Origin of the sequence: Pseudoalteromonas luteoviolacea (genome assembly GCF_021654285.1) — a bacterium.
Taxonomy (GTDB): domain Bacteria; phylum Pseudomonadota; class Gammaproteobacteria; order Enterobacterales; family Alteromonadaceae; genus Pseudoalteromonas; species Pseudoalteromonas luteoviolacea_J.
The window spans coordinates 1-25,689 of the sequence record NZ_JAKFZS010000050.1 but is presented as its reverse complement, the minus strand read 5'-3'; the positions used below and the strand labels follow the sequence as shown (position 1 = coordinate 25,689).

Genomic DNA, 25,689 nt, shown 5'->3' with positions numbered 1-25,689 from the left:
CCTGACCTGACCTGACCTGACCTGACCTGACCTGACCTGACCTGACCTGACCTGACCTGAAGAGAATGCTCCGATAGAATCTATAAATTAAAGCTAATATTAGATAGGTACAGGGTTAGTTGAGTTAATTTTGCTAAGGCAGGGACTTTAGAGTAAAAAAAAACCAGTCATAATGACTGGTTTTTTAACTTTTTAAAGATTTTCAAGTCGTTATTCAACAGCTTGTGGTGAAGCCATTTGGGCACTTGCGCGTGCTGTTGGTGATTTAGAGCCAACTCCAAGGCCACTTGATTTAATTACCGCTCTTAGTTCATCTGGCATTGCCTGAGGTACTGCCACATCTGATAAAGTTTCAGAAGAGCTTGCCTTAGTCATTGGTGAAGCAGATGTATTGCTATAACGAACACGGTTCTGAACTACAGCAACAGGTGCAGGCTCGACAACAGGTGCAGGCTCGACAACAGGTGCAGGCTCGACAACAGGTGCAGGCTCGACAACAGGTGCAGGCTCGACAACAGGTGCAGGCTCGGCAACAGGTGCAGGCTCGGCAACAGGTGCAGGCTCGGCAACAGGTGCAGGCTCGGCGACAGGTGCAGGCTCGGCGACAGGTGCAGGCTCGGCGACAGGTGCAGGTTCGGCAACAGGTGCAGGCTCAGCAACAGGTGCAGGCTCAGCAACAGGTGCAGGCTCAGCAACAGGTGCTTGTTCAGCAACAGGTGCTTGTTCAGCAACAGGTGCTTGTTCAGCAACAGGTGCTTGTTCAGCAACAGGTGCTTGCTCAGCAACAGGTGCTTGTTCAGCAACAGGTGCTTGTTCAGCAACAGGTGCTTGTTCAGCAACAGGTGCTTGTTCAGCAACAGGTGCTTGTTCAGCAACAGGTGCTTGCTCAGCAACAGGTGCTTGCTCAGCAACAGGTGCTTGCTCAGCAACAGGTGCTTGCTCAGCAACAGGTGCTTGCTCAGTTGATTGAGACTGGTTTGAGCGCATCTGTGCTTCAAACTCGGCTGCAGCTTGATCCGCAACAGGAACAAATGCCGGTTCAGATTGACGATTCGCTGATTCTCCACGTTTACGTCTTTGACCTGCCGCTCTTAGGTGGCGAGGTGAACGTCTTGAACGCGTCTTAGCTTCTCGCTTGTCTGCATCGGCTTCTTCATTTTGTTCTGCCTGTTCAGCATTGAAAGTAGTTACTTCTGTGTCTTCAGTCACAGGCGTTACCACTTCAGAGTTTTGCGCTTTGGCAGGCTCTGAGTTTACATTCGACTCTGCAGCCGCTTTAACGTCCTCAACTACGACAGGTTCGTTTACAGGCTTTTCAACTATGTCACGTTTCACTGGCTCTGCTGGAGCTGGCGTCTCAACTGCCTGCACTTGCTCTTGAGTTGCATCGACTTTATTTTCGACACGCACTTTTTTGCGCAAATTACGACGTTGACGGCGTTGCTTAACAGGCTTTTCTTTCTGTTCTTGCTGAGTTTCTTGTTGCTGATTCTCGTTAGTCGCATTTTTCGCTTTATCGGAATCTGAACGTTTACGATTGTTCTGGCGGCGGCGTTTATTACGATTCTCAGAGCGCTCTTGATTGTCCGAGCGTTCTTTATCCTCACCCTTGCCAAAATTATCGTTCGTTGTGTTTGAATCTTTTTGTGCATCACCTCGGCCGCGACCTTTTCTACGCTGGTTACGGCGGCGGTTGTCCGGCTTACCACGACGCTTAGGTTGCTGCTTTTTCTCATCTTCTTTAGGTTGCTCTTCTTCAGAGGAAAACAGTCCTTTAAGCCAGTTACTCACTCGTGTTAGTAACCCCGCTTTTTGTTCAGCTACTGGTTGCTCTTTTTTAGGTGCAGTCGCTTTTGGTGCGCTCGGTTGTGAAGCGGGTGCAGGTGCTGTTGGCATAACAACGCCTTTGAGTACAGGCTCTTCTTTTGGTGTAGCCTGAGTCATCTGCACTTCAACAATATCTGCTTCTGGCTCAGCAACCTGCTCATAGCTTGCTAGCTCAGGCACGTCGTCTTTTCTCAAGCGCACAACTTCGTAGTGAGGTGTTTCTAAGTGCTGGTTTGGGATAATGACAACGTGACAATTATGTCTTTTCTCGATGCGTTGTACCGCACGGCGCTTTTCATTCAATAAGAAAGAGCCAACTTTGACAGGTACTTGTGCGTTTACCTGAGCTGTATTTTCTTTAATTGCCTCTTCTTCAATCAAACGTAAGATCGACAGCGCGATAGATTCGTTCGAGCGAATTGTGCCTTGTCCATTACAGCGTGGGCATGAGTGTTGACTCGCTTCGCCAAGAGATGGACGCAAGCGTTGGCGAGACATCTCAAGAAGACCAAACCTTGATATCTTACCAATTTGAACGCGTGCTCTGTCTGCTCTTACTGCTTCTTTTAAGCGGTTTTCAACTTCACGCTGATGACGAGGAGGAGTCATGTCGATGAAATCAATCACAATCAGACCACCGAGATCTCGTAGTCTCAACTGTCTTGCAATTTCATCAGCCGCTTCTAAATTTGTATTCAGCGCTGTTTCTTCAATATCACCGCCTTTTGTCGCCTTAGACGAGTTGATATCAATTGAAGTCAAAGCTTCAGTTGGGTCTATGACAATCGAACCACCAGAAGGCAAACGTACTTCACGTTGGAATGCAGACTCAATTTGACTTTCAATTTGGTAATGCGTGAATAGAGGTACATCGTTTTTGTATAGTTTCACGCGGTTAATGAAGTCAGGTCTAAAGCGCTCGATGTGTGCTCTGGCTTCATCAAACACTTTTTGCTTATCGATGAGAATTTCACCGATATCGCGGCGCAGATAATCACGAATAGCTCTAAAAATAACGTTACTTTCTTGATGGATCAAAAAAGGTGCTTTTCGGCTATCGGCGGCTTCTTGAATAGCTTGCCAGTGCACAAGTAGTGCTTTCAAATCATATTCAAGCTCTTCAAATGACTTGCCAACGCCCGCTGTGCGAACGATAAGTCCCATGCCCTTAGGTAGTTTAAGGCGGCTTAACGCTTCTTTAAGCTCGATGCGCTCGTCACCTTCAATACGACGTGAAATGCCACCTGCGCGAGGGTTGTTAGGCATTAAAACAAGGTAGCTACCTGCAACGCTAATGAAAGTTGTCAGTGCAGCGCCTTTTTGTCCACGTTCTTCTTTATCTACTTGAACAATAACTTCTTGACCTTCTTTAATAACGTCTTTGATATTTGGACGTCCATTAAATGTGTAGCCATCAGGGAAGTATGTTTTAGCGATTTCTTTAAGGGGAAGGAAGCCGTGACGCTCTGCGCCATAATCGACAAAAGCAGCTTCAAGAGAGGGTTCAATTCGGGTTATTTTGCCTTTATAAATATTGGCTTTCTTTTGTTCGTGACCAGGGCTCTCTATATCTAAATCGTATAGACGCTGGCCATCAACCAGTGCAACGCGCATTTCTTCTTGCTGCGTTGCATTGATTAGCATGCGTTTCATATTTTTATATACTCTATTTACTATATTTACCGTCCGATAGTTACATTACATCGAAGGGTAAATTTTTACTCATACTATTCTTGTGTACCATTGCAGGCAGTTTAAATGTTCCTGTTACTAATGCAGTCTCACGACTGGGGAGAAGGGAACTTAGTCTGTTTTAACACTTACAGCCTGATTTATCTCAAAGGCGGGTTAAAAAATAGCGTTCATTTTGCCTACAGAACTCGCTCGGGTTAAACATACCCACAAATTTACACAAGACACGATAGTTTTGCTTTTACATTACTTGTACGTCGCGTCTGGCGATTAAAAGATGAACTGTTACACGCTTCACCTTATGCCAATTACACGTAATAATTGTCTTAGGTCGGAGATAAAAGCTTTGGAAATCTTAGCTCTGATCTGTATGATCCTCCACCCAAGATGTGCATCACGACAGTTTATTTGCGATAAAAAGCAGTGCTCGCAAAATTTGCGAGTCGATTATCCCACTAATAACTGTGTGATAGCAACTAAATTATTACTCAAATCAGTGATTAGGCAATGTCAGAAAAGAATGGTTTACAAGTTACCTTTGTAACTATCACCGAAGATCAGTTAGGTCAGCGTATTGATAACTTTTTAGTTACGCACTTAAAAGGTGTACCAAAAAGTGCTGTCTATAAAATTTTGAGAAAAGGCGAAGTACGCGTAAATAAAAAGCGTGTAAAGCCAGTATACAAACTACAAATTGATGATGTAGTTCGGATCCCGCCTATTAAAACAGCGGAAAAAACCGAGTTTGTACCAAAAAACTTAGATCGTGTAGCTGGGCTTGAAGACTGCATAATATATGAAGATAAATACTTGATAGTTATAAATAAGCCTTCAGGTATGGCAGTGCATGGTGGGAGTGGTTTAAGCTATGGGTTAATAGAAGCCATTCGTGCGTTAAGGCCTCAAGAGAAGTCACTGGAACTGGTACATCGTCTAGATAGAGATACTTCGGGTTGTTTATTAATTTCTAAACGTCGAGCAGTGTTAAAAGGATTGCACGAACAGTTAAGAGAAAAAACCATGGAGAAGAACTATTGGGCACTGGTTGCTGGAGAATGGTCTTCAAAACATAAAAACGTCACTGAACCTTTGAGAAAAAACACGCTTAAATCGGGCGAGCGCGTGGTTCGTGTAGATCAAGATGAAGGTAAGGCGTCACATACTCGTTTTCGTGTCCTCGAAAGATTTAATGGCGCGACATTAGTACAAGCATCTCCTGTAACTGGACGCACGCATCAGATCCGTGTTCACACTCAGTGTAAAGGACATCCAATTGCGTGTGATGACAAATATGGTGACCAAGCTTTTGATGCGCAAATGCGCAGTAAAGGGTTAGGTCGTTTATTCCTGCATGCAAGAGAACTTCGTTTTTTACATCCTAAAACTGAGACTACGTTGCACGTTGAAGCGCCGCTTGATGATGCGCTTACCTCATGTATCAAAACATTAAGAGAAGATAATGGATTATAAACTGGTCATTTTTGATTGGGACGGTACTGTGATGGACACAGTGCCAAAAATTGTAAATACAATTAATAAAGTAGCTGATACATTTGGGTTTCCCAGAGAAACTCAAGAAAAAACTCAAAGTATTATTGGTCTATCTTTACAGACTGCGCTGGAAACATTGTTTCCTGCGCAGACTCATCGCAGCGCCGAGTTAGCAGAAGCATACAAAACTATTTATCGTGATGTAGACCAAACACCCACCGAGTTGTTTAAAGGGGTTGAAGATGTACTGCAGTTTCTTTCTAATCACAATATCAAGTTAGCGGTTGCAACGGGTAAGAGTCGACCAGGCTTAGACAGGCTACTATTAGAGTCAGGGCTAGGTGGTTATTTCGATGTAACGCGCACGGCTGACGAAGCTGAGTCTAAACCAAGCCCAGATATGGTCCAGCAAATTTTGAGTGAACTAGATATTGCACCAGAGCAGGCTGTAATGATAGGTGATACAACGATAGACATGGACATGGCAAGAAACGCTGGGGTCGCTGCAATAGGAGTGACGTTTGGTGTGGCAAATCGAAATGAACTGGCACAATATAGTCCAGTTCACATTATCGATGAATTTAAACAATTACTGACTTGCTTGGCTTAATACGTCTACACCAAATTCAGCCAATATTTTTGTCAGTTCAATTAATGGAAGACCTATTAATGTATTTGGGTCTTCTCCTTCCAGTTTTTCAAACAAGCAAATTCCCAGACCTTCACTTTTAAAACTGCCAGCGCAATTGTATGGCTGTTCAAGATCTAAATAATTTGAGATTTGTGTTTCGGTTAACTCCCTAAAATAGACCTTAAATGGGACAACTTTAGTGATTGATCTTTGCTCTTCAATACAGAAAACGCTTAGTCCTGTATAAAAAGTAACACATTGCCCACTAAATAGAGAAAGTTGTTTTATCGCATTTTCTTTTGTATGCGGTTTCCCTAGTACTTTATTGTTGAATACAGCGACTTGATCAGAGCCTATAGATAAACCGTCAGAAAAGTGTTTTGATGCTTTTTGTGCTTTATTTTCACTTAAACGGTGCACTAACGATTGCGGTGATTCTCCCTCTAGAGAGGACTCGTCTATGTCTGGTGAGAAAGAAGCGAATGGTAAAGCAATTTTTTTTAAAATTTGCTGCCTAAAAGGTGAGCTTGAGGCTAATATAATAGGTGTTTTCATCAGGCTATTTGTGTCTGAATTGAGTAATTGACTCAAGGATAAGCCTTAGTCAGCGAAAAACAATAGGAAAGTTTATTTTTACTTTGACTAAACCACTAACAATCTATATGATGCAGCCCCTATGCAAAAGGTGAAAATTCCCATCACTCTTGATCCCGGCAGGGCAGCACAACGTCGAGCTACTTATGACGGCATTGTGTCGCTTGAAGAACTTTCTCGACTGCAGCAAGTTGTGCAGGATCAGGTAGGTGAAATAGCGGTAACTATTCATTGCGATATTGATCAGCAAGGTTTGGTTGTGATCCGAGGCTCAGCTCGAACACAAGTAACTTTGGTGTGTCAACGTTGTAATGATGAATTAGGGTTGGATTTGGCTCAAGACTTTGCGTATTCGCCAGTCGGATTAGGTGCAGAGTCGGATGATCTTCCTGAAAGCTACGATGTGGTGGAATTAGATGAAGAAGGCGAAATTAATCTTCGACAATTAATTGAAGATGAATTGATTTTGGCGATTCCTATAGTTCCTATGCATGACGAAGCTTCATGTTCGTTTTCAAACAAGCCTGTGAGCTTTGGCGAAATCGAAGCAGAAGATAGTAAACCAAATCCATTTGAAATTTTAAAACAACTTAAGAAAGATTCTTAGGAGAAGGCTAATGGCGGTACAAAAAAGCAAAGTGACTCGTTCACGTCGTGGCATGCGTCGTTCACACGATGCAATCAGCGGACCAGCTTTAACTGTAGACCAAGTTTCAGGTGAGACTCATCGTCGTCACCACGTAACTGCAGATGGTTACTACAAAGGCGTTAAAGTAATTTCTAACTAAGAGATTGCTTTATGCTGACCAATCTAACCATTGCGTTAGATATGATGGGGGGCGATTACGGCCCCCGTTCATCTATTCCTGCTGCAATTCTAGCAGTTGAAAAATACCCAAATCTCACTTTATTACTTTGTGGTAATGAAGCTGTTTTACGTCAAGCTCTCAGCCAAGAAAAAAAATTAAATCATCCTCGGCTGATAATTAAGCATTGTGACGAAGTCGTTACTAATAATTGCGAACCCGCACATGCGCTGAGAAATAAGCGCAATTCCTCAATGCGTATTTCACTTGATCTTGTTAAATCGGGACAAGCACAAGCATGCGTTAGCTCTGGCAATACTGGCGCGTTATTGTCTATGGCGCATTATGTCTTAAAAATGCTGCCTGGTATCAAGCGACCTGCATTAATCACATCCATGCCGACCGAAAAAAAACAACCGGTATACTTACTCGATTTAGGGGCTAATGTACTTTGCGACCCTGAAACACTATTTCAATTTGCCATTATGGGCTCCATTGTTGCTGGTGAATCGCTAAATAAAGAAAACCCAAAAGTGAGTTTGCTAAATATCGGTGCGGAAGATATCAAAGGCCATGAAGGTATTAAGCAAGCCGCCAAATTAATGGGCGAGTGTAGCTACATTAATTATCAAGGGTATTGTGAAGGAAGCGATATTTTCTCTGGTAAGTCAGATGTAATTGTCTGTGAAGGGTTTGTTGGTAACATTGCTTTAAAAACTTGCGAGGGAATTGCTAAGTTAATCATGCTAAAATTCACGAAAGCCTTGAAAAAGCACTTTTTCTATAAGGTGCTTGCGTTTTTATTACGCCCAGTGATAAAAAAACTCTATAAAAAGGTGAACCCCGACCAGTATAACGGTGCAAGTCTGGTAGGATTGCGTGGTATTGTCGTAAAAAGTCATGGAAATGCTTCGAATAAGGCATTTTTAGCAGCGATCGATGAAGCTGTTAGAGAGGTTAATCGACGCATTCCCGAAAAGATACAAACAGCTTTTGAAAAAATGTCTGATGTGGAAGAAACGTCTATAAGCTAGCAAGTACGACACTTTTTTAGCACATTTCGCGTCCATTTAAATAAAGTTGTTTTTATATAATCATTTTTAGTCAAACGTCTTCAGTAAGTGTAATCAGTTTATTCTATTTCACTCATTGACGGCGGACGAATTTAAGACGAGTAAAAGAGCATCTTATGTCACAAAAAATTGCTTTACTTTTCCCAGGTCAAGGCTCACAGAGCGTTGGCATGCTATCAGAGTTGCTAGAATCTTCTGAGGTTGCAAAAAACACTTTTACAGAGGCATCAGAAGCGCTTGGATATGATCTTCAAGATTTGGTATTGAATGGTCCTGAAGAAGAGTTAAATAAAACACATAAAACTCAGCCAGCGCTATTAACAGCAAGCGTTGCGATTTTCCGTCATTGGCAAACCAAAAATCTTGATGTTGAGCTAGTATTAGCAGGCCATAGTTTAGGTGAATATTCTGCGTTGGTATGTGCAGGTGTTATTGAACTAGCAGAAGCAGTCAAGCTAGTTGAAAAGCGTGGCTTATACATGCAAGAAGCTGTGCCTGCAGGTACGGGCTCGATGGCAGCTATTATCGGTTTAGATGATGATGTTATTGCTAAAGTGTGCGAAGAGTCTGCGCAAGGCCAAGTCGTTTCACCTGTAAACTATAACTCACCGGGCCAAGTTGTTATTGCTGGACATAAAGAAGCGGTTGAGCGTGCAAGTGAAGCATGTAAAGAAGCTGGAGCAAAACGCGCGTTACCTCTTTCTGTTAGCGTGCCGTCTCATTGTGAGTTAATGAAGCCTGCGGCTGAGCGTTTGGCGGCAGATTTAGAAAGCTTGGCTTTTGCTGAGCCTAAATATCAGGTAATCAACAACGTCGATGTTGCAGTGGCACAAAATGCAGCAGAGATAAAAGATGCTTTGATTAGACAGCTATTTAGTCCAGTACGTTGGACCGAAACTGTGCAACAACTGGCAGCGCAGGAAATTACTCAAGCCTATGAGTTTGGTCCTGGTAAAGTGCTGACAGGTCTGGCAAAGAGAATCGATAAATCAGTTAAATGTGCTGCTGCTAACGATTTAGCATCAGTTGAAAGTGCAGAATAATTAGAGAAGAACAATGTCAAATATTTTTGATTTGAAAGATAAAATTGTATTAGTAACCGGCGCAAGCCGTGGTATTGGTAAATCAGTAGCGCAAACGCTTGTAGCACAGGGTGCAACAGTACTTGGAACAGCAACAAGTGACTCTGGTGCTGAAAAGATCAGTGAGTACCTAGGCGAAAACGGTAAAGGCTATAAATTAAATGTCACTGACGTTGAATCTATTGATGCGGTTTTAAAGCAAATTAAAGCTGATTTCGGTGATATAGATGTACTAGTTAACAACGCGGGTATTACGCGTGATAACTTACTTATGCGCATGAAGGAAGATGAGTGGACTGATATTATTGACACTAACCTAAGTGCAATTTATCGTTTATCTAAAGCTGTATTGCGTCCAATGATGAAGAAAAAATCAGGTCGTATTATTAATATCGGCTCAGTTGTTGGCACTATGGGTAACGCTGGCCAAGCTAACTATGCTGCAGCTAAAGCGGGTGTGATTGGTTTTTCTAAGTCACTAGCACGTGAGGTAGCATCACGTGGTATCACTGTAAACGTGATTGCACCTGGTTTTATCAAAACTGATATGACAGATGAGTTAACTGAAGATCAAAAGGCAGCAACACTTGCAAATGTACCTGCAGGTCGTCTGGGTCAGCCTGAGGAGATTGCAGCAGCAGTTGCATACCTAGCTTCAGATGCTGCAGCTTATATTTCTGGTGAAACACTGCACGTAAACGGTGCGATGTATATGGTGTAAAGATTACAAAATAATTTAAATTTTTGTGATCTTGCCGCAAACAAGCTTGAATTTGCCCTGAAAATAGGCGATAAAGAGTAAAAAAAATGAGTAACAGGTTTGACCAGACAAAAAAGTCTTAGTCAATCCTTGAATCAATACATGATGCGCCGTAAACTACGCCGCAATCTGAAATTAACGCAAAAGCGTTTTAATAAAGGAAAGAAGAATGAGCGACATCCAAGAACGCGTAAAAAAAATCATCGTTGAGCAACTAGGTGTTAAAGAGGAAGAAGTAAAATCTGAAGCTTCTTTCGTTGACGACCTAGGTGCAGACTCTCTTGACACTGTTGAGCTAGTAATGGCTCTAGAAGAAGAGTTCGACACTGAGATCCCTGATGAAGAAGCTGAGAAAATCACTACTGTTCAGGCAGCGATCGACTACGTTACTGCTCACGCTGAGTAATTAACGGATCTGAAGGGCAGCACTCGCTGCCCTCATTCATTCTACCCCCGCAAAATTTCAAATCCCTTTTTGGAGGAAACCGTGGCTAAACGTCGAGTCGTAGTAACTGGCTTAGGTATGTTGACGCCGCTAGGTAATGATGTTCAGTCAACCTGGCAAGGCCTATTAGAAGGTCGTAGTGGCATTTCAAACATCACGCATTTTGATACATCAAGTTTTGGAACTAAGTTTGCTGGCTTAGTCAATGATTTTGATGCGACAGAATACATGTCCAAAAAAGACACAAAAAAAATGGACTTGTTTATTCAATATGGCATTGCAGCTGGTGTCCAAGCATTAAAGGATTCAGGTTTAGAAATCACTGAGCAGAATGCCGCCCGTGTTGGTGTTGCAGTCGGTTCAGGGATTGGTGGATTAACTCTGATTGAAGAGAATCACCATAAGTTGATCGCCAGTGGTCCACGCAAGTTATCACCTTTCTACGTACCATCTACCATTATCAACATGATCTCAGGACATTTGTCTATCATGCATGGTTTAAGAGGTCCGAATATTTCAATTGTAACTGCGTGTACAACAGGTCTTCACAACATTGGTCATGCAGCGCGTATGATTGCCTATGGCGACGCAGATGCGATGGTAGCAGGTGGTGCTGAAAAGGCATCTACACCAATCGGTATGGGTGGCTTTAGCGCGGCACGTGCATTGTCTACTCGTAATGATGACCCTCAAGCTGCATCTCGTCCTTGGGATAAAGACAGAGATGGCTTTGTTTTAGCTGACGGTGCAGGTGTGATTGTGCTTGAAGAGTATGAGCACGCTAAAGCTCGCGGTGCGAAAATCTATGCAGAGCTAGTTGGCTTTGGGATGAGTGGTGACGCTTACCACATGACATCGCCGCCAGAAGATGGTTCAGGTGCAGCTCTTGCGATGGAAAATGCACTGAATGACGCTGGTGTGAATGCGGACCAGATTGGCTATATCAACGCACATGGTACGTCAACACCAGCTGGTGACATCGCAGAAACATCTGCAGTTAAGTCTATTTTTGGTAATGCAGCGAAAGACGTAATGGTAAGCTCATCTAAATCAATGATGGGTCACTTGCTTGGCGCTGCTGGGTCTGTAGAGTCAATCATCAGTATCTTGTCACTGGTTGATCAAAAGGTATCACCTACGATTAACCTTGATAACCCAGATGAAGGCTGTGATTTGGATTATGTACCTCATACAGCACGTGATGCGAAGTTAGAATATACGCTTTGTAATTCATTTGGTTTTGGTGGCACTAACGGCTCACTATTATTTAAAAAGATTTAAGTCTGTTTAAAATTAGAAAAAGCCTGGCAATGCCAGGCTTTTTTTATTGGAGAAATATATGGAAATCAGTCATCGGGATCGGGGTTTAAACTATGGTGATGGTTTTTTTACCACCATTAAAGTTGAAAATGAGGCACTTCAACTATGGCCTTATCACCTCCAAAGGTTAAAGCAATGTCAGCAAGTGCTCCGTTTCCCTGAGCTTGATGAGCAAGCCTTGTTAGATGCCTGTCAAAATGCGATTAAAGGTTGTCGTTTAGGGGTACTTAAGCTTCTGATCACACGCGGCGAAGGTGGAAGAGGGTATGCTTTACCCGAACAAGTTGACTTGACGGTGATTGTCTCTAAAAGTGAGTTTCCTAATCACTATGCTCATTGGCAGGCGCAAGGTGTTTCATTGTCAGTCAGTAATGTAAAATTAGGCCATCAACCTTTACTGGCTGGATTAAAGACGCTCAATCGTATAGAGCAAGTTTTGATCAAAGAAGATGCCTTGGGACTATCTGGCGATGATGTGCTAGTGCTGGATTTACAGGATAATGTGATTGAATGCTCTGCAAGTAATATTATCATAGTAAAAAACGGGCAACTTATTACACCTAACTTAGCATTGTGCGGCATTAGAGGGGTCTACCTTAGTCTGTTGTCAGATCATCATGACATTGCCGTTAAAACGCTTTTGATGAAAGACTTAATGGATGCAGATGCGGTTTTCATGTGCAATAGTTTAATGGGATTAGTACCAGTAAAATCGATAGACAAAAAAAACTTTAACCTGCAAACTGCACTTGAATTAAAAACGAAAATAGAAACTTCTTTATGATCCGAGTGTTGTTGTGGGCCGCTACGTTGATTTTTGTCATCGCCGTTTATAGTGGCTACCGTTTTCTTGAGCCGATCCGCAGTGAAATGCTTAATATGTCTGATGATTATGTAGAGATCTCACAAGGCGAAACATTCACAAGCTTATGTACAAAATGGCAGTCTCAGCAAGTGCTCAAGAGCTGTTTACCCTATAAACTGTATAGCAAGTTATATCCAAACAAGTTTACCTTGAAGGCGGGTGTGTATAACTTGCAGGGGTTATCGGTATTATCTGCGATTGAAAGGCTACACAACGGCGATAAAGCGGATTTTACTTTTACGATTATTGAAGGTGATACCTACAACACAGTACTGAAAAACCTTAAAAAAAGTGCTTTTTTAGTATTTGATATTGTAGAAGGGGATGGCTCAAACTTTAAACAGTATGATAATCATCACCCAGAAGGGTGGTTGTACCCTGATACATATCACTATGAAGGCGGTACCCGGGCCTCAGCACTGATTGCTCGCTCACATCAAAAAATGAAGCGAGTGCTTGCAGATACCTGGGCCAAGCGCAGTGACAATTTACCTCTGAAAAACAAGTATGAAGCGCTCATATTAGCGTCGATAATTGAAAAAGAGTCGGGTGAAGAGGCTGAGCGAGATATTATTTCTTCTGTGTTTCACAACCGCTTAAATAAAGGAATGCGACTGCAAACTGATCCAACAGTTATTTACGGATTAGGAGAGCGTTTTAAAGGAGATATTACCCGTTCACATCTTAAAGAGTATACACCGTATAATACGTATCGAATTGAACGGTTTCCTCCTACCCCTATCGCTATGCCATCACACGATGCACTGTTAGCTGCTGTGCAGCCCGCGCAAACGAATTATTTTTATTTTGTATCTAAAGGCAATGGCGCACATCACTTTTCTCAATCTTTGAAGGAACATAACCGAGCGGTGCGAAAATATATACTAAATCAATAGCACTCATTGATATATGTACATATAAAAGATGCTGATTGAGATAGGCTGCATGATAGTGCAGCCTACTATATTTGAGGGGTTACTGCTTGCTAAACTCAACCGTTAATGTTTGGTTTGCTGTTAAGTTGCTAAATGTATACTGGTCAACTGCGCCTAAATTGACGCCGTTGAGTGTCACACTTTTAACCTGTGCACCTGGCGCTGCATTAAAGAAGAAGGTTTGTGCTTTATCTGGCGCAATTAAAGTGTCTCCATAAATGTCGCCTACCGGTGTTACAGAGCCTAAGTGGCTTACTTTAGTTGCTTGATCCCTAGTAATTAGTTTCCATGGGTCGTAATCTGGACTCTGTGAGCCAGGCATAGAATCGGCATACCATTTCGCCTCGTAATATTTGCCCTCGTGGTATACCTGATCGCCTCTTTGATAGATATTGCCTTGGATATAAGTCGGGCTCGCACCAATGCTTCTGACTGTGACAACTTTACCGTCAGTTAATGGCGTTGGGTTACGCATCCACTCTATGATGTCTTTAAATGGGACAATGCGGACAACGGGCTGACCATTTACTTTAATGCTTAGTGCATATTGGATAAATTCTTCGATCGCTTGCTGACGCTCTAAATAGGTTGTTGCACGGTCACCTTGATCGTAAGCTGGTGCATAGATATGGGCATGTGCGCCGTATAGCAATGGTGAGCGGTTTCCTTCAAGCCTTAGATGTAAATTATGTTTAAGCATCTCAAGTACGGCATTTTTGCTCATATTTGTGCTCACCCACATATTGGTGTCGAAGCCGACCATTTTGCCGCCTTCAGGCTTTTCAAATACATTAGATGGCAGCTGCCAAAGCCCTGGGTAATTACCTACATCAGGCTTGCCAACACGCTTGGTTGGTGTGCCATTGTTTAATGTGTATGGCCATGCGTTATTGGTGCCATTGAATTGGCTATCCCAGCCTTCTTCAATACTGGTATCGTACACAAAATTCCCTTTTACTAAGGCAGAGAACAAGGCGTTATTATGGTTCAAGTAAGGTGTTCTAAAACCGATAATTTCACTGGCTGGTACGCCAGGGCCTGCAGCATTGTTTGCACCATTGGTCACTTCACTTGGATCGTAAGGTTTACTCAGCCAAGTTTGTGTAATACTGAGTTCGTTGGTCCACTCTTGCTCACTGAAATTACCTGTGTCAGGGCCTCCGTCTCGGTGACTAAAAGTATGGTTACCTACTTCATGGCCATCTACATAAGCATCACGCCACGCATGTTTAATGCCCACTTCATCTCCAGCTTCTTTCACAATGTATGACGGAGTATGGAAAAACGTAAATCTGACCGGTGCGCCGTCAAATGTAGCTGGATTGTTTGCGCCGATATCATTTTGAAGGTGGCGGGTATAATTACTTATCCAATCCATGCCTTCTTTAGAGCCATTGTCATCAAAACCAATCGAAATAAATAACGGCACTTGTACAGGTCTTAAATTAGCAGGAGGCATCTGACTCCACGGCTGATTGTCTGAATAATCATATTGATTTGACTGAGACTGTAATGAAACGTTTTCAAGCTCATGTGTGCTAGTTTGTGCAACAGCACAAAAGCTGATTAAAACACTGAGTGACAGCGCTGACATTTTAAACTTCATGGTAGTTCCTTACTTAAAGTTTTGCATATTGGGATGCCTTCATTGTACATAAAAAAGAGTCAAAAATAGGGGCTGCAAGTAGGCCAGTTGATATGGATTTGACCTGCCTCAATTAAGTAATTCAATTGGATAAAAGTATAAAAAACATTGATTTAAAATATGATGTGAGTTTGATTTTTGTGCTGGATAAGCTTTTCATTACAACGTGATTATTCATTATTTTTAAATATTCAAAAACACTGAAATGTACTGAAAAATGAGGTGTGAACACAGGGTTATATTTGGGTGCATTTAGGGTAAACTTAGGGTTAAATTAGTTGTGTGTATTTCGTATTCGATCTGACTATGAAAGCGTATTACTATTTACGGAACACGGGCTTTTTTGACTAAACAATTACAGCTATAAGTGACATACAAATTGAACTTATGTAGATTACATGAGGATTTAAAATACTGTGATGATCCGTTGCTGAGTATTTTAAAAATAAAATGACAACACACCTTGGGGAATAAAAATGAAAAAGGTCAGTATGCTAGCAGCAGGTGTGCTTTTAGCAATTTCGGGATGTGCAAAAGAAACAACATCTTATCAAAACAATAATGCAGTGATCACCCAAGAAGTTGTAAACAGGGCCGATGTTGATGCAGTTGTCGATCAATATACTAAAGCATTTATAAATCATCAGCCAGCGATGGCGACCTCCTTAAAGTTAGATAGTGATCAGTATGGTACGTATGAAAACCGACTCCCGGATTATTCTGTAGCAGGCATGCAAGCCATGCAGATTGACATGACCCATGCGGCACAGCAGCTCAAGCAACTTCAATCAGCATCACTGAATAACAAAGATCGCTTACATGTGCAGGTTAATGAGGTCATAGCCCGTTATTACGCTGGAGACAGTGTTTTTGCAGCAGGGTACATTGACACTTGGGGTGGGCATTTGCCTTACATTGTGAACCAGATTTCAGGTCCTTTGATGGACATACCAGGCGTATTACAAAACCAGCATGAAGTGAATAATGCATCTGATGCTGAAGCGTATGTAGCGCGCTTGTCTGCCTTTGCTACTATGGTAAACCAAGTCAATGAAAAAGTGTTGAGCGATGCAAAGCGCGGTGTGATCCTACCTAAACCATTGTTTCCGAATACACTATCTTACTTAACCAAATATACTCAGCCGAAAGCTGCTGAACATGTATTAGTCACGTCATTTGCCCAAAAACTTGCCAATGCACCAACTGTCTCAGATACGCAAATGCAAGACTTGATTTTATCTGCCACACAAGTGCTTGAGCAGCAAGTTTACCCTGCTTTTGAACGCGTCACGACGACGATGAAATCGCTTGAAAAACAAGCTTCAGAACAAGTTGGTATTTGGTCACAGCCTAATGGTGAGGCATTTTATCAGCATGCAATCACTTATTTGGCCGATTCAGATATGACTGCTCAGCAGATCCATGATATTGGCCTTGCAGAAGTGGATCGTATTACACAAAGAATGGACGCGATCCTCAAGACCAACGGTTATACCAAAGGTTCTGTTAGCGAGCGAATGAAGCAACTTAATGAAGAGCCAAGGTTTTTGTTTGAAGACAGTGATGAGGGTAGGCAAGCCTTGCTTGATTTCTTGGAAGGCGAAATTGAGACCATTAATGAAAAAGCCCCTCAGTATTTTTCGACTTTACCGCCGCAAAAAGTCGAAGTAAAACGTATCCCTGTTGAAGTTGAGGCCGGCGCGCCGGGCGGCTATTATTATGGTCCGTCTTTAGATGGTAGTCGTCCGGGGGTTTTTGCTATTAACCTTAAAGATATGAAGGCTGTACCTAGTTTTGGCTTAAAGACGTTAACATATCATGAGGCGGTGCCGGGTCATCATTTCCAAATTGCTTTAAACATGCTGCAAACAGACATCGGTTTGATGAGACAAAATGCGTCATTTAATGGCTATATTGAAGGATGGGCGCTGTATTCTGAATTACTGGCTTATGAAATGGGCATGTATGAAGGAGACCCGTTTGGTGATTTAGGAAGATTGCAAGCGGAAGCATACCGTGCAGCAAGGCTTGTAGTCGATACCGGTCTACACTATAAAAAGTGGTCTCGTCAGCAAGCGATTGAATACTTTGCAGAGGCAACTGGAACAGCAATGAGTGATGTGGTACCTGCTATCGATCGCTACATTGCATGGCCGGGTCAAGCATTAGGGTACAAACTTGGGATGTTAAAGTTTGAGGCGTTGAGAAAAGATGCACAACAGGCGCTTGGTAGTAAATTTGATATGACTGCTTTTCACGATGAAATTTTACTCAAAGGCGCACGCCCGTTGGCCTTGGTAGAGCAAGATATCGCCAAGTGGGTAGAAAAAAGGAAAGCGATGTAAAACGCATTATTGAGAAAAGGGCCTTGGGCCCTTTTTTTGTGGGTACATATTGGTACATTTAAAAATGAGGTGATACGTAATTAAAGTCATGAGGTCCATACACTAAGAAAGAAAACATCATGGAGACTCAAATGATGACAAAACTCATAACAACGCATATTTACCCCTTGATTGCCACATTCATGCTCACTGCATGTGGTGGCAGCCACAATTCAAATACTGATCTGGCTGCTGCAAAAAACACTCTAAGCACGCCAGAACATACTAGATCGAGCCTAAAAGCAATAAACTACCAAACACTCATAGACGGTTTGGTATCAGATAATGTGCACGGCATTATTTTACATGTCTCAACCCCTGAAGATGTTTTTACAGGCAGTAGCGGGATCGCTGACTTGGCAACTCAAGCACCACTTGAAGCGGGGGCCATTTATCATTTGGCGAGCACGGGCAAAGTATTTACCGCATTACTGGCTGTTAAGCTAGATCAGCAAGGTTTACTTGATTTAGATGCGACCATCGACACTTGGTTGCCAGAGAGGCTCACCCAACAGATCTTATTCTCAGAGCAAATTACTTTAAGGCAGCTACTGAATCATAGTAGTGGAATTTATAATTACTCGGATCGTGATAGTGCAGATGCATATGTTGAGTTTGTGCTGTCAAACTATGAAAATAGCATTTCAAATGAGGATTTACTTGAGTTTGCACTGGGAAAGCCTGCCTATTTTAAGCCGGGGGAAGGGGTTGAATACTCAAATAGTAACTATGTGCTTGCTGGTATGATTTTAGATAAGGTATTGGGACAACCGAACGCATATGCAATGCGCGATAAAATTATCGATAGGTTAGAGCTCACCCAAACCTTTTCAGTGGGGGTTGAGGCAGATTTAGCGGGCGTTACGCCAGGCTATGAACTACAAGATGGTAACTACGTGGATACTTGGCCTATTCTGCGACACGTAACCGCAGCATCAACACCAGTGGCCTCCACAGTGGCTGATTTATCAAAATTAATGTCTCATATCTTCCATGATGATGCGTGGTTGTCACAAAATGAGCGCAATGAATTGATTGGCCAGCAGAGTCTGGTTAGGGAGTCTGAGGAATTGGAGTATGTATTAGGGTTGTTTAAACAGCAGATACATGGTTACACAGTGTTTCACCATAGTGGCGCAAATCATGGCTATATCTCTAACAACTTATATATTCCTGAGCTCAAGACCAGTATTGTGTATTTTCTAAATTGCGGTTTAAGTGCGCCATGCCAAGATGCTTTTTATGACATTGAGGCAGCGATTTTGGATAATATCGGTAATCTGCCCTAGCAAGTAGATGCGCGGCTAAATCGCCGCGCAAAAGAGATTAATCCTCGATACCTCTGAACTTTAAGAACTCAGTATAAGTGCCTTTAAAGTCTGTGACCTTGTTGTCTTTGATTTCAAGGATACGTGTTGCTAAAGAGTCAACGAATACACGGTCATGAGAAACGAAGAACAGCGTACCTTTGTACTGCTCAAGTGCGGTATTCAATGATTCAATCGACTCCATATCCATGTGGTTAGTCGGCTCATCCATTAATAAAATATTTGGTTTATGCATCATAAGCTTACCAAGTAGCATTCGGCCTTGCTCACCACCTGACAGGACTTTAACCGATTTCTTGATACTATCTTGAGAGAACAGCATACGACCTAAGAAGCTACGTAATACTTGCTCATCATCACCTTCTTGTCGCCATTGGCCCATCCACTCCATCAGATCCATGTCTTTTTCGAAATCTTCAGCATGATCTTGGGCGTAGTAACCAATATTACTGTTTTCAGACCACTTAAATGCACCATCGCGAGGCTGTAATTGACCTGCTAATGTATTTAGCAAAGTTGTTTTACCAACGCCGTTTTCACCAATGATGGCGATTCTTTCACCTACTTCAAAAATGCCACTAAAGCCACTGAATAAATCTTCTTCAAAGCCTTGAGAAAGGTTTTCAATTTCAAGTGCGTTTCTAAATAGTTCTTTAGATTGTTCAAAACGAATAAATGGGTTTTGACGGCTCGATGCCTTAACTTGCTCTAGCTGAATTTTATCAATTTGCTTAGCACGAGATGTTGCTTGTTTTGCTTTTGAGGCATTTGCAGAGAATCGTGCCACGAAAGTTTGTAATTCAGCAATTTGTGCTTTTTTCTTCGCGTTATCTGCCAGTAAGCGCTCTCTTACTTGTGAAGCAGCGGTCATGTATTCGTCGTAATTACCTGGGTAAAGACGCAGTTCGCCGTAGTCTAGGTCAGCCATATGTGTACACACACTGTTTAAGAAGTGTCTGTCGTGCGAGATGATGATCATCGTGCAGTTGCGCTCGTTTAAGGTATGCTCAAGCCAGCGGATGGTGTCGATATCCAAGTTGTTGGTTGGTTCGTCTAGTAGCATGATATGCGGGTCAGCAAATAGGACTTGTGCAAGAAGCACTCGAAGCTTCCAACCAGGGGCGACTTCGCTCATCAAACCAAAGTGCTGTTCAGTTGGGATACCCACAGCTAGGAGAAGTTCGCCAGCTTTAGACTCTGCCATATAGCCGTCCATTTCCGCGAATTTAACTTCAAGATCGGCAACAATCATGCCTTCTTCTTCACTCATTTCAGGGAGAGAGTAAATTCTGTCACGCTCTTGTTTTACTTCCCACAGCTCTTTATAACCCATGATAACAGTGTCGATCACTGTGTATTCTTCATAGGCAAATTGGTCCTGATTAAGCTTGGCTACTCGCTCTTGTGGATCGTAACTTACATTACCACCAGTAGGCTCTAACTCGCCGCTAAGAATTTTCATGAAGGTTGATTTACCACAGCCATTTGCACCGATCAGGCCGTAGCGATTACCTTCGCCAAATTTGACGGAGATATTTTCAAAAAGCGGCTTAGAGCCAAATTGTTGTGTGATATTCGCTGTAGAAATCAAAATCTCATACCTTAAAAAGTTTAAATCGGCGCCACGTTACCCGCTGAAGGCTACAACTGCAAGTGCTGAACCATATAAATGTGTGATTTCGACAATTCGATGCGGTGAAAACTATGGCATTGTTCAGATTCATTCAATTTTAGTGTCAAACTCGCCAATATGCAGATTGTTGACTATAAGTTTAATTACGTAGACATAAAATGATCATTACAATATGCAATTAACCGTTTCGGCTCGTGTAATGAGTGGGTTTACGGCAGTTGTAGTTTTAGCTTGCATTATTTACATAGTAGCGCTGACAGGGAACATAACTATCGGTGGATCTGTTCAGAAGGTTTCCAAACAAAGCGTACCTACGCTGATCTCTGGCAATAATATGTTGCAGTCTGTTTTGTTATCCAGATTGTCTCTTACACAACTCGATCAAGCAATGTCGCTTGGTGCAGTAAACGCAATTCGTACTGAGTACGATACGCAAAGAAAAATAAATGAAAGTGCGCTGAGTCAGCTATCTGAGCTGACCAAATCAGAACTTACATTAAGCACACCATTTGATAATTCAAGAAAGCTAAACGCACTCTTTTTTCAACGGGCAGATCAAGCATTTGGTAATGCAATCAGTGGAATTAAGTTAAAAGAGAAAACATCAGAATTGGCCAGCGAGTTTGCAGATATGGGTGATGAAACACTTAGCCTAGCTTACGATCTGGATGGTATATCTGATGACCAAAGCATATCAGATACGGTAAATGCGCTTATAGAAAATGTTGAGTCGCTTGTTGATGAAGTAAATGCGGGGTTGGCCTCGAGTATCACGTTTGAAATCATGAATGTGACCAGTGTCGCCAAAGAGTCGATAGCGGAAATGGAAGGTCAGTTAGTAGCATTGAAGCAATCACCTGATGTGGCCAATAGCCAGTCGCTGGCTGATATGGAGAGCAACTTTACACAGTTTAAAGAAGCGGTTGTGGGCTCAGATAACGCGCTCAAATCAAGGATAGAGACATTAAATGAGAAAAAACGTCTAAAAACGCTAATCGAAGAAGCCTCTATTACGGCGAACAAACTGCAAACACAGCTCAAGGAGCTCAATATGCGTATTGTTGGGTCAACGGAAGAGGCGCAACAAGCGGCTGAAGATGCGATTGCAGAAAGCCAACAAGTCACCACGGCACTGACGGTGGTCACGATAGTATTGTCTGTGATGATTGCATATTTTGTTATTAACAGTGTGCGCAAGCCTTTACATTCAATTATTGATTCAATTAACCAAGCTGCACAAGGCGATTTAACGGTGCAACTGACTGGCTTTAAACAAGACGAGTTTGGCCAACTTGCTACAAATATACAAAAGTTGATCACCACGCTTGCGTCAACCCTAAGAGATGTCACCAGCAACACCCAGTTGCTTGCATCGACTGCCGAGCAGACCAACATCATAGCGGAGCAAAGTTGTAGTAGTGCAACGCAACAGAGTGAGCAAATGAGCGCAATGAGCAACTCTATCTCTGAGATGAAGGAGACAGTGAGCTCCGTTACCGACAGCATACATCGCACTTTGGAGCAAGTGCAGCAAGCGAGCTCTGAGGCAGCATCAGGGGAAAGCCTGCTCGTAACGAATGTGCAAAATATTAAAGGGCTAGAGTCATCCATTGAGACTTCAGCTAATGCTATTAATCAACTCAGTAATGAGCTTGAAAATATCAATACTGTCCTTGCAGTGATCAGGAGCATTGCAGAGCAAACTAACTTATTAGCATTAAATGCGGCCATAGAAGCAGCTAGGGCCGGAGAGCAGGGGCGTGGTTTTGCTGTTGTAGCAGATGAAGTAAGAACATTGGCGAGCCGCTCACAAGATGCTACCGAAGAAATTGAGAAAGCTATTGCGGGTTTGCAAGATGGCGCCAAGGGAGCTGTGGATACCATGTCTAACTCACAGCGTGAAACGCATACATGTGTGAGCGGTATCGAAGCTGTACAAGGCACGCTAGGTTCGATAGTAACCAGTGTTGAAACTATCAAAGATATGAGCCAGCAGATAGCCGCGGCTTCTGAGCAACAGAGTCTAGCTGCGGTGAGTCAATTTGAAAATGTGCAGCATATGCATGACATCACCAATCTCAGTTCAAATCACGCACAAGAAAACAAACAGGCAAGTCAGCAACTGGCAGAAATGGCCGAAACGCTTAGGCTGATGATGAGCCAATTTAAAACTTAGGAGATGAAAATGAAATTACTTTTAGCAATTGGGGCGGTATCACTGGTTTTAAGTGCCATGCCAGTAGAGGTAAAGGCCGGAACATGTGAAATTAAGTACCTCAGAACCGCATGTCCAGGTAAAGAAAAAATCAGTTATAAAAAATGTAAGGGCAAGCAGCGCTGCTCTAAATTTAAAGAAGCCGCCACAGCAGCAGAGTGTGGAGAAATGGCTTTAAAATCGTGCCGCAATAAGCGCTTAACTATTACTGAGTCTAAAGTGATAGCCGCATTATTTGACGGGCAGCAAATTAAAGCGAGTAATGGCAGTGAAGACTTTTGTACGGTATATGAAAAAGCGTCTGAAGAATTCAACAAGTGCGGTGGGTAATATACTTTATCGCTTGAACCTTTTCTTTTAGGCATATAGCTAAGCTACATGCCTGAACTTTTTCTTTATGAAATAGGTGTTGTTTTCACTGTTGATAGCTGGTGGAATTTCTCCACTAACGTGCTTTTTAATCCTGCGTATGGGGTCAGCTCTTCTTTGACCAAGGTATTGCTAATTAAGCGTTGCTTCGGATTGTCTCAAAGTAAAAAATTAGCCATAATCACCTCAGTTTGATTTTTTATTTAAGAGCAACTAATTAGTTGATTTAGCGGCTAGAATAGGTGTTACAGCCAAACATGTTGTTAGAAGTTAGCTCATAAATAGTGTTAGATAAGGCCAGAAAATGTGTGAGCTATTAGGTATTTCTCGCACATAGCTATTTAACCATCCAAACCTGTCAAAAAACCTCATTTTCGCCTACAAATTACTATGATTAGTGTCATATCTGTACAATAATGTCAGTGTTAATCGATAACTAACCCTGACATTAACCGCGACACATGTGCGTGTTATGGTTACGGAGTATCAGCTATGATGTTTACGGACAAATCAATCAAGTCACTCAAAGCGAAAGACAAGCATTATGTCGTCACAGAAAATATAGTGACGCGCGGAGAAGGGCGCTTGCAATTACGCGTGCTCAAATCTGGCGCTAAATCGTGGCGAGTTTTGTACTATTTTAATAAAGCGCCAAAAACGCTGACTATCGGCTCTTACCCTTCCATGTCTTTAAAAGAGGCTCGCGAAGAGCATAGTAAAATTGCAGCGCAATTACGCAATAAGAAAGACCCTAAAGCCGTAATTGAAATTGAAAAAACAGAGCACGAACAAAAGTCATCACTCAGAACATTTCAGCAGCTACTTATCGACTTTGACGTTTATATTGAAAACAAATGGGCTGAATCAACAATCAGACGTACGAAACTATTAATTGCGCGTAACATAACTAAGTTTATTGATCCTCAGCTTTTAGCCTGTCAGTTTACAGTTGATGATGCAAGAGAGCTGATTTACCGTGTTTATAATCGTGGTGCTCATGAACAAGCGCGCTTAACAAGAAGCACATTGATGAGCATTTTGAAGTTTGCGATTGATTTTGATAACTCACCTGAGCGATTCAAAAAGCACAACATCTACGACATTAAATCAAACTTCATTCGGGATATTAATGTTGAAGTCACAAAAAATAAAGGCCAGCGTTGGCTGACTGAGGACGAAATCAGACGCGTGTGGTTTGCTAATGATTTACCATATATGACGCAAAAGTACTTACAACTCGCTATCTGTTTAGCGGGGCAGCGTGTAGAAGAGGTGTATAAGTCGATTGAATCTGAGTACGATTTTGACGAAATGGTTTTTACCATCCCAGTTGATAGAGTAAAGATAAAATCGCGCGGTGATCATTTAGTGCCCATTGAGCCGCTAACAGAAACAATCGTAAAAGAGCTGTTGTTACAGCGTGGCTCTAAAAATCAGCTATTCCCACATCGTGACCGTAATGACGATTTCGCTCACATATCAACGTTGCGCATGGCCACATTGCGGTGGTGCGATAAACATAACATTCCACGTTTTGCGCCGCGCGATATTCGCAGAACTTGTAAAACTTTGATGGGTAAAGCAGGTATCAGCAAAGAAAATAGAGATTACTTGCAGCAACATAATCAATCAGACGTGTCATCGTTACACTATGACCGTTATGACTACATGCGAGAAAAGCGCGAGGCTATGGCGAAATGGCATTGCTACTTAAAAACTATCCTGAAACTTTAAATAGCCTTTCGAAAGTCGGCATGTGCAACACTTGGCGTACAGGGCAAAATTGACCTATCCACAGAAAAAGTGGATAGGGTGTGTTTAACCTTGTTTGAGTAACAATCAATATTCCAACATAGCGCGTTTTAGCGTGAGCTAAAGATTGTTTTACTGGCAATCTGTATTGGCTTCCTTTAGTGCCAGCTTATGCGCTTTGTACCATTGCCTAAAATAAGCATTCATTGCTGAGCGGTACTTCAAGTACGCGGGATAGTCCTCCGCTTTTAGGCGCTTCACATAATTTGAGCGCCACAAGTTCGTATATTCATTTTGCTTTTGAATTACTGCTTGTCGTTGTTTTTCCGGCAGCGCATTGAGCCGCTTCAATCTAAGTTGATAGCGCTTTTTTTCATAAAGCGGATCTGCTGCTTGTCTGGCCTTGTGTCGTTTTTTGTTGTGGTCAGGATCAAGTTCTATCAATTTGTAGTAGCTGCGCCTGCCGTTTTGTCGGCGTTGTTCTTTTTGACAGACATCTGAGCACGTATTACGTTTTACACCCCAGTCGTCGTTATCAATAGGCGCGCCGCAGATAACACAAGGGCCGCGTCGACAGGTTTTGCAAGCAGGTTTTTGACCTTTCAATAATGAAGCCTGATCAACGTCCAGTGTTTTTCCGCAAACACATTCACACAGCCAAACTTTTACATTATTTCGACCATGCTTTACTGTGCCAGCTAAGTGAAGCACTGTAAGTGCATGAAATTTACATCCTGTGTAATCAACTTCTAAGCCTGCCATGGTTTATTCAATTCATCTTATTTTTCGAAAAGTCACGCCCAATAATCATCTTTTGAATATTGATCTGTCAAGCTGTTAAA

21 protein-coding genes are annotated in these 25,689 nt (G+C 42.3%); 16 read left to right on the top strand and 5 right to left on the bottom strand.

Annotated elements, in window-relative coordinates:
• Positions 1–210: 210 nt before the first annotated feature.
• Positions 211–3,480 (bottom strand): ribonuclease E, encoded by a 3,270-nt coding sequence (rne, locus tag L1077_RS25960; RefSeq protein ID WP_237139670.1) that lies wholly within the window; start codon positions 3,478–3,480, stop codon positions 211–213.
• A 546-nt stretch (positions 3,481–4,026) separates the two neighbouring features.
• Here rne and rluC point away from each other — a divergent pair.
• Both rluC and L1077_RS25950 read left to right on the top strand, forming a co-directional pair.
• Positions 4,027–4,989, top strand: coding sequence for a 23S rRNA pseudouridine(955/2504/2580) synthase RluC (gene rluC / locus L1077_RS25955; RefSeq protein ID WP_237139669.1), 963 nt, complete (start codon positions 4,027–4,029; stop codon positions 4,987–4,989).
• Complete coding sequence (locus L1077_RS25950) at positions 4,979–5,620, top strand: HAD family hydrolase (protein WP_237139668.1); 642 nt, start codon at positions 4,979–4,981, stop codon at positions 5,618–5,620. The genes rluC and L1077_RS25950 overlap by 11 nt, the downstream gene beginning before the upstream one ends.
• Here the strand turns inward: L1077_RS25950 and L1077_RS25945 are convergent.
• On the bottom strand, positions 5,600–6,196 hold the full coding sequence (locus L1077_RS25945; protein ID WP_237139667.1) for a Maf family protein: 597 nt from the start codon (positions 6,194–6,196) through the stop codon (positions 5,600–5,602). The genes L1077_RS25950 and L1077_RS25945 overlap by 21 nt on opposite strands.
• Positions 6,197–6,317: 121 nt before the next feature.
• Between L1077_RS25945 and yceD the strand changes: the two genes are divergently transcribed.
• From yceD to mltG, 9 genes are all read left to right on the top strand, one after another.
• Positions 6,318–6,842 (top strand): 23S rRNA accumulation protein YceD, encoded by a 525-nt coding sequence (gene yceD / locus L1077_RS25940; protein WP_237139666.1) that lies wholly within the window; start codon positions 6,318–6,320, stop codon positions 6,840–6,842.
• 10 nt (positions 6,843–6,852) lie between these two features.
• Positions 6,853–7,023, top strand: coding sequence for a 50S ribosomal protein L32 (rpmF, locus tag L1077_RS25935; RefSeq protein WP_063362224.1), 171 nt, complete (start codon positions 6,853–6,855; stop codon positions 7,021–7,023).
• 11 nt (positions 7,024–7,034) lie between these two features.
• Positions 7,035–8,075, top strand: a complete 1,041-nt coding sequence (gene plsX / locus L1077_RS25930) for a phosphate acyltransferase PlsX (RefSeq protein WP_237139665.1) — start codon at positions 7,035–7,037, stop codon at positions 8,073–8,075.
• A gap of 155 nt (positions 8,076–8,230) precedes the next feature.
• On the top strand, positions 8,231–9,157 hold the full coding sequence (gene fabD, locus L1077_RS25925; protein ID WP_237139664.1) for an ACP S-malonyltransferase: 927 nt from the start codon (positions 8,231–8,233) through the stop codon (positions 9,155–9,157).
• Between the two features lie 13 nt (positions 9,158–9,170).
• On the top strand, positions 9,171–9,917 hold the full coding sequence (fabG, locus tag L1077_RS25920) for a 3-oxoacyl-ACP reductase FabG (protein WP_063362221.1): 747 nt from the start codon (positions 9,171–9,173) through the stop codon (positions 9,915–9,917).
• Positions 9,918–10,125: 208 nt separating this feature from the next.
• A complete protein-coding gene (gene acpP, locus L1077_RS25915) occupies positions 10,126–10,362 on the top strand; it encodes an acyl carrier protein (RefSeq protein WP_010374019.1) in 237 nt (78 codons plus the stop codon).
• Positions 10,363–10,443: 81 nt separating this feature from the next.
• Positions 10,444–11,682 carry a beta-ketoacyl-ACP synthase II gene (gene fabF / locus L1077_RS25910; RefSeq protein WP_063362220.1) on the top strand — a complete coding sequence of 413 codons (1,239 nt, stop codon included), beginning with the start codon at positions 10,444–10,446 and terminating at the stop codon, positions 11,680–11,682.
• 58 nt (positions 11,683–11,740) lie between these two features.
• Positions 11,741–12,505, top strand: a complete 765-nt coding sequence (gene pabC / locus L1077_RS25905) for an aminodeoxychorismate lyase (RefSeq protein ID WP_237139663.1) — start codon at positions 11,741–11,743, stop codon at positions 12,503–12,505.
• On the top strand, positions 12,502–13,482 hold the full coding sequence (gene mltG / locus L1077_RS25900; RefSeq protein WP_237139662.1) for an endolytic transglycosylase MltG: 981 nt from the start codon (positions 12,502–12,504) through the stop codon (positions 13,480–13,482). Before pabC ends, mltG begins: the two co-directional genes overlap by 4 nt.
• Before the next feature lie 79 nt (positions 13,483–13,561).
• Here mltG and L1077_RS25895 read toward each other — a convergent pair whose 3' ends face one another.
• Positions 13,562–15,127 (bottom strand): polysaccharide deacetylase family protein, encoded by a 1,566-nt coding sequence (locus L1077_RS25895; protein WP_237139661.1) that lies wholly within the window; start codon positions 15,125–15,127, stop codon positions 13,562–13,564.
• A gap of 515 nt (positions 15,128–15,642) precedes the next feature.
• Here L1077_RS25895 and L1077_RS25890 point away from each other — a divergent pair.
• Positions 15,643–17,511, top strand: a complete 1,869-nt coding sequence (locus L1077_RS25890) for a DUF885 domain-containing protein (RefSeq protein ID WP_237139660.1) — start codon at positions 15,643–15,645, stop codon at positions 17,509–17,511.
• Between the two features lie 131 nt (positions 17,512–17,642).
• A complete protein-coding gene (locus L1077_RS25885) occupies positions 17,643–18,839 on the top strand; it encodes a serine hydrolase domain-containing protein (protein WP_237139659.1) in 1,197 nt (398 codons plus the stop codon).
• Between the two features lie 37 nt (positions 18,840–18,876).
• Here L1077_RS25885 and L1077_RS25880 read toward each other — a convergent pair whose 3' ends face one another.
• Positions 18,877–20,469: an ABC-F family ATPase gene (locus L1077_RS25880; RefSeq protein ID WP_237139658.1), complete on the bottom strand. Its 1,593-nt coding sequence runs from the start codon at positions 20,467–20,469 to the stop codon at positions 18,877–18,879.
• Positions 20,470–20,683: 214 nt separating this feature from the next.
• Between L1077_RS25880 and L1077_RS25875 the strand changes: the two genes are divergently transcribed.
• From L1077_RS25875 to L1077_RS25865, 3 genes are all read left to right on the top strand, one after another.
• On the top strand, positions 20,684–22,687 hold the full coding sequence (locus L1077_RS25875) for a methyl-accepting chemotaxis protein (protein ID WP_237139657.1): 2,004 nt from the start codon (positions 20,684–20,686) through the stop codon (positions 22,685–22,687).
• A 9-nt stretch (positions 22,688–22,696) separates the two neighbouring features.
• Complete coding sequence (locus tag L1077_RS25870; protein ID WP_063362212.1) at positions 22,697–23,056, top strand: hypothetical protein; 360 nt, start codon at positions 22,697–22,699, stop codon at positions 23,054–23,056.
• A gap of 531 nt (positions 23,057–23,587) precedes the next feature.
• Positions 23,588–24,829, top strand: a complete 1,242-nt coding sequence (locus L1077_RS25865) for a tyrosine-type recombinase/integrase (RefSeq protein ID WP_237139656.1) — start codon at positions 23,588–23,590, stop codon at positions 24,827–24,829.
• Between the two features lie 150 nt (positions 24,830–24,979).
• Here L1077_RS25865 and L1077_RS25860 read toward each other — a convergent pair whose 3' ends face one another.
• Entirely contained in the window at positions 24,980–25,609 is a 630-nt protein-coding gene (locus tag L1077_RS25860) for a hypothetical protein (RefSeq protein WP_237139655.1), read from the bottom strand.
• Positions 25,610–25,689 lie beyond the last annotated feature (80 nt).

Excerpts from the sequence above, each read along its gene's own strand:
- rne (WP_237139670.1), bottom strand. The coding sequence starts at position 3,480 with ATGAAACGCATGCTAATCAATGCAACGCAGCAAGAAGAAATGCGCGTT.
- rluC (WP_237139669.1), top strand. The coding sequence starts at position 4,027 with ATGTCAGAAAAGAATGGTTTACAAGTTACCTTTGTAACTATCACCGAA.
- L1077_RS25950 (WP_237139668.1), top strand. The coding sequence starts at position 4,979 with ATGGATTATAAACTGGTCATTTTTGATTGGGACGGTACTGTGATGGAC.
- L1077_RS25945 (WP_237139667.1), bottom strand. The coding sequence starts at position 6,196 with ATGAAAACACCTATTATATTAGCCTCAAGCTCACCTTTTAGGCAGCAA.
- yceD (WP_237139666.1), top strand. The coding sequence starts at position 6,318 with ATGCAAAAGGTGAAAATTCCCATCACTCTTGATCCCGGCAGGGCAGCA.
- rpmF (WP_063362224.1), top strand. The coding sequence starts at position 6,853 with ATGGCGGTACAAAAAAGCAAAGTGACTCGTTCACGTCGTGGCATGCGT.
- plsX (WP_237139665.1), top strand. The coding sequence starts at position 7,035 with ATGCTGACCAATCTAACCATTGCGTTAGATATGATGGGGGGCGATTAC.
- fabD (WP_237139664.1), top strand. The coding sequence starts at position 8,231 with ATGTCACAAAAAATTGCTTTACTTTTCCCAGGTCAAGGCTCACAGAGC.
- fabG (WP_063362221.1), top strand. The coding sequence starts at position 9,171 with ATGTCAAATATTTTTGATTTGAAAGATAAAATTGTATTAGTAACCGGC.
- acpP (WP_010374019.1), top strand. The coding sequence starts at position 10,126 with ATGAGCGACATCCAAGAACGCGTAAAAAAAATCATCGTTGAGCAACTA.
- pabC (WP_237139663.1), top strand. The coding sequence starts at position 11,741 with ATGGAAATCAGTCATCGGGATCGGGGTTTAAACTATGGTGATGGTTTT.
- mltG (WP_237139662.1), top strand. The coding sequence starts at position 12,502 with ATGATCCGAGTGTTGTTGTGGGCCGCTACGTTGATTTTTGTCATCGCC.
- L1077_RS25895 (WP_237139661.1), bottom strand. The coding sequence starts at position 15,127 with ATGAAGTTTAAAATGTCAGCGCTGTCACTCAGTGTTTTAATCAGCTTT.
- L1077_RS25890 (WP_237139660.1), top strand. The coding sequence starts at position 15,643 with ATGAAAAAGGTCAGTATGCTAGCAGCAGGTGTGCTTTTAGCAATTTCG.
- L1077_RS25885 (WP_237139659.1), top strand. The coding sequence starts at position 17,643 with ATGATGACAAAACTCATAACAACGCATATTTACCCCTTGATTGCCACA.
- L1077_RS25875 (WP_237139657.1), top strand. The coding sequence starts at position 20,684 with ATGCAATTAACCGTTTCGGCTCGTGTAATGAGTGGGTTTACGGCAGTT.
- L1077_RS25870 (WP_063362212.1), top strand. The coding sequence starts at position 22,697 with ATGAAATTACTTTTAGCAATTGGGGCGGTATCACTGGTTTTAAGTGCC.
- L1077_RS25865 (WP_237139656.1), top strand. The coding sequence starts at position 23,588 with ATGATGTTTACGGACAAATCAATCAAGTCACTCAAAGCGAAAGACAAG.
- L1077_RS25860 (WP_237139655.1), bottom strand. The coding sequence starts at position 25,609 with ATGGCAGGCTTAGAAGTTGATTACACAGGATGTAAATTTCATGCACTT.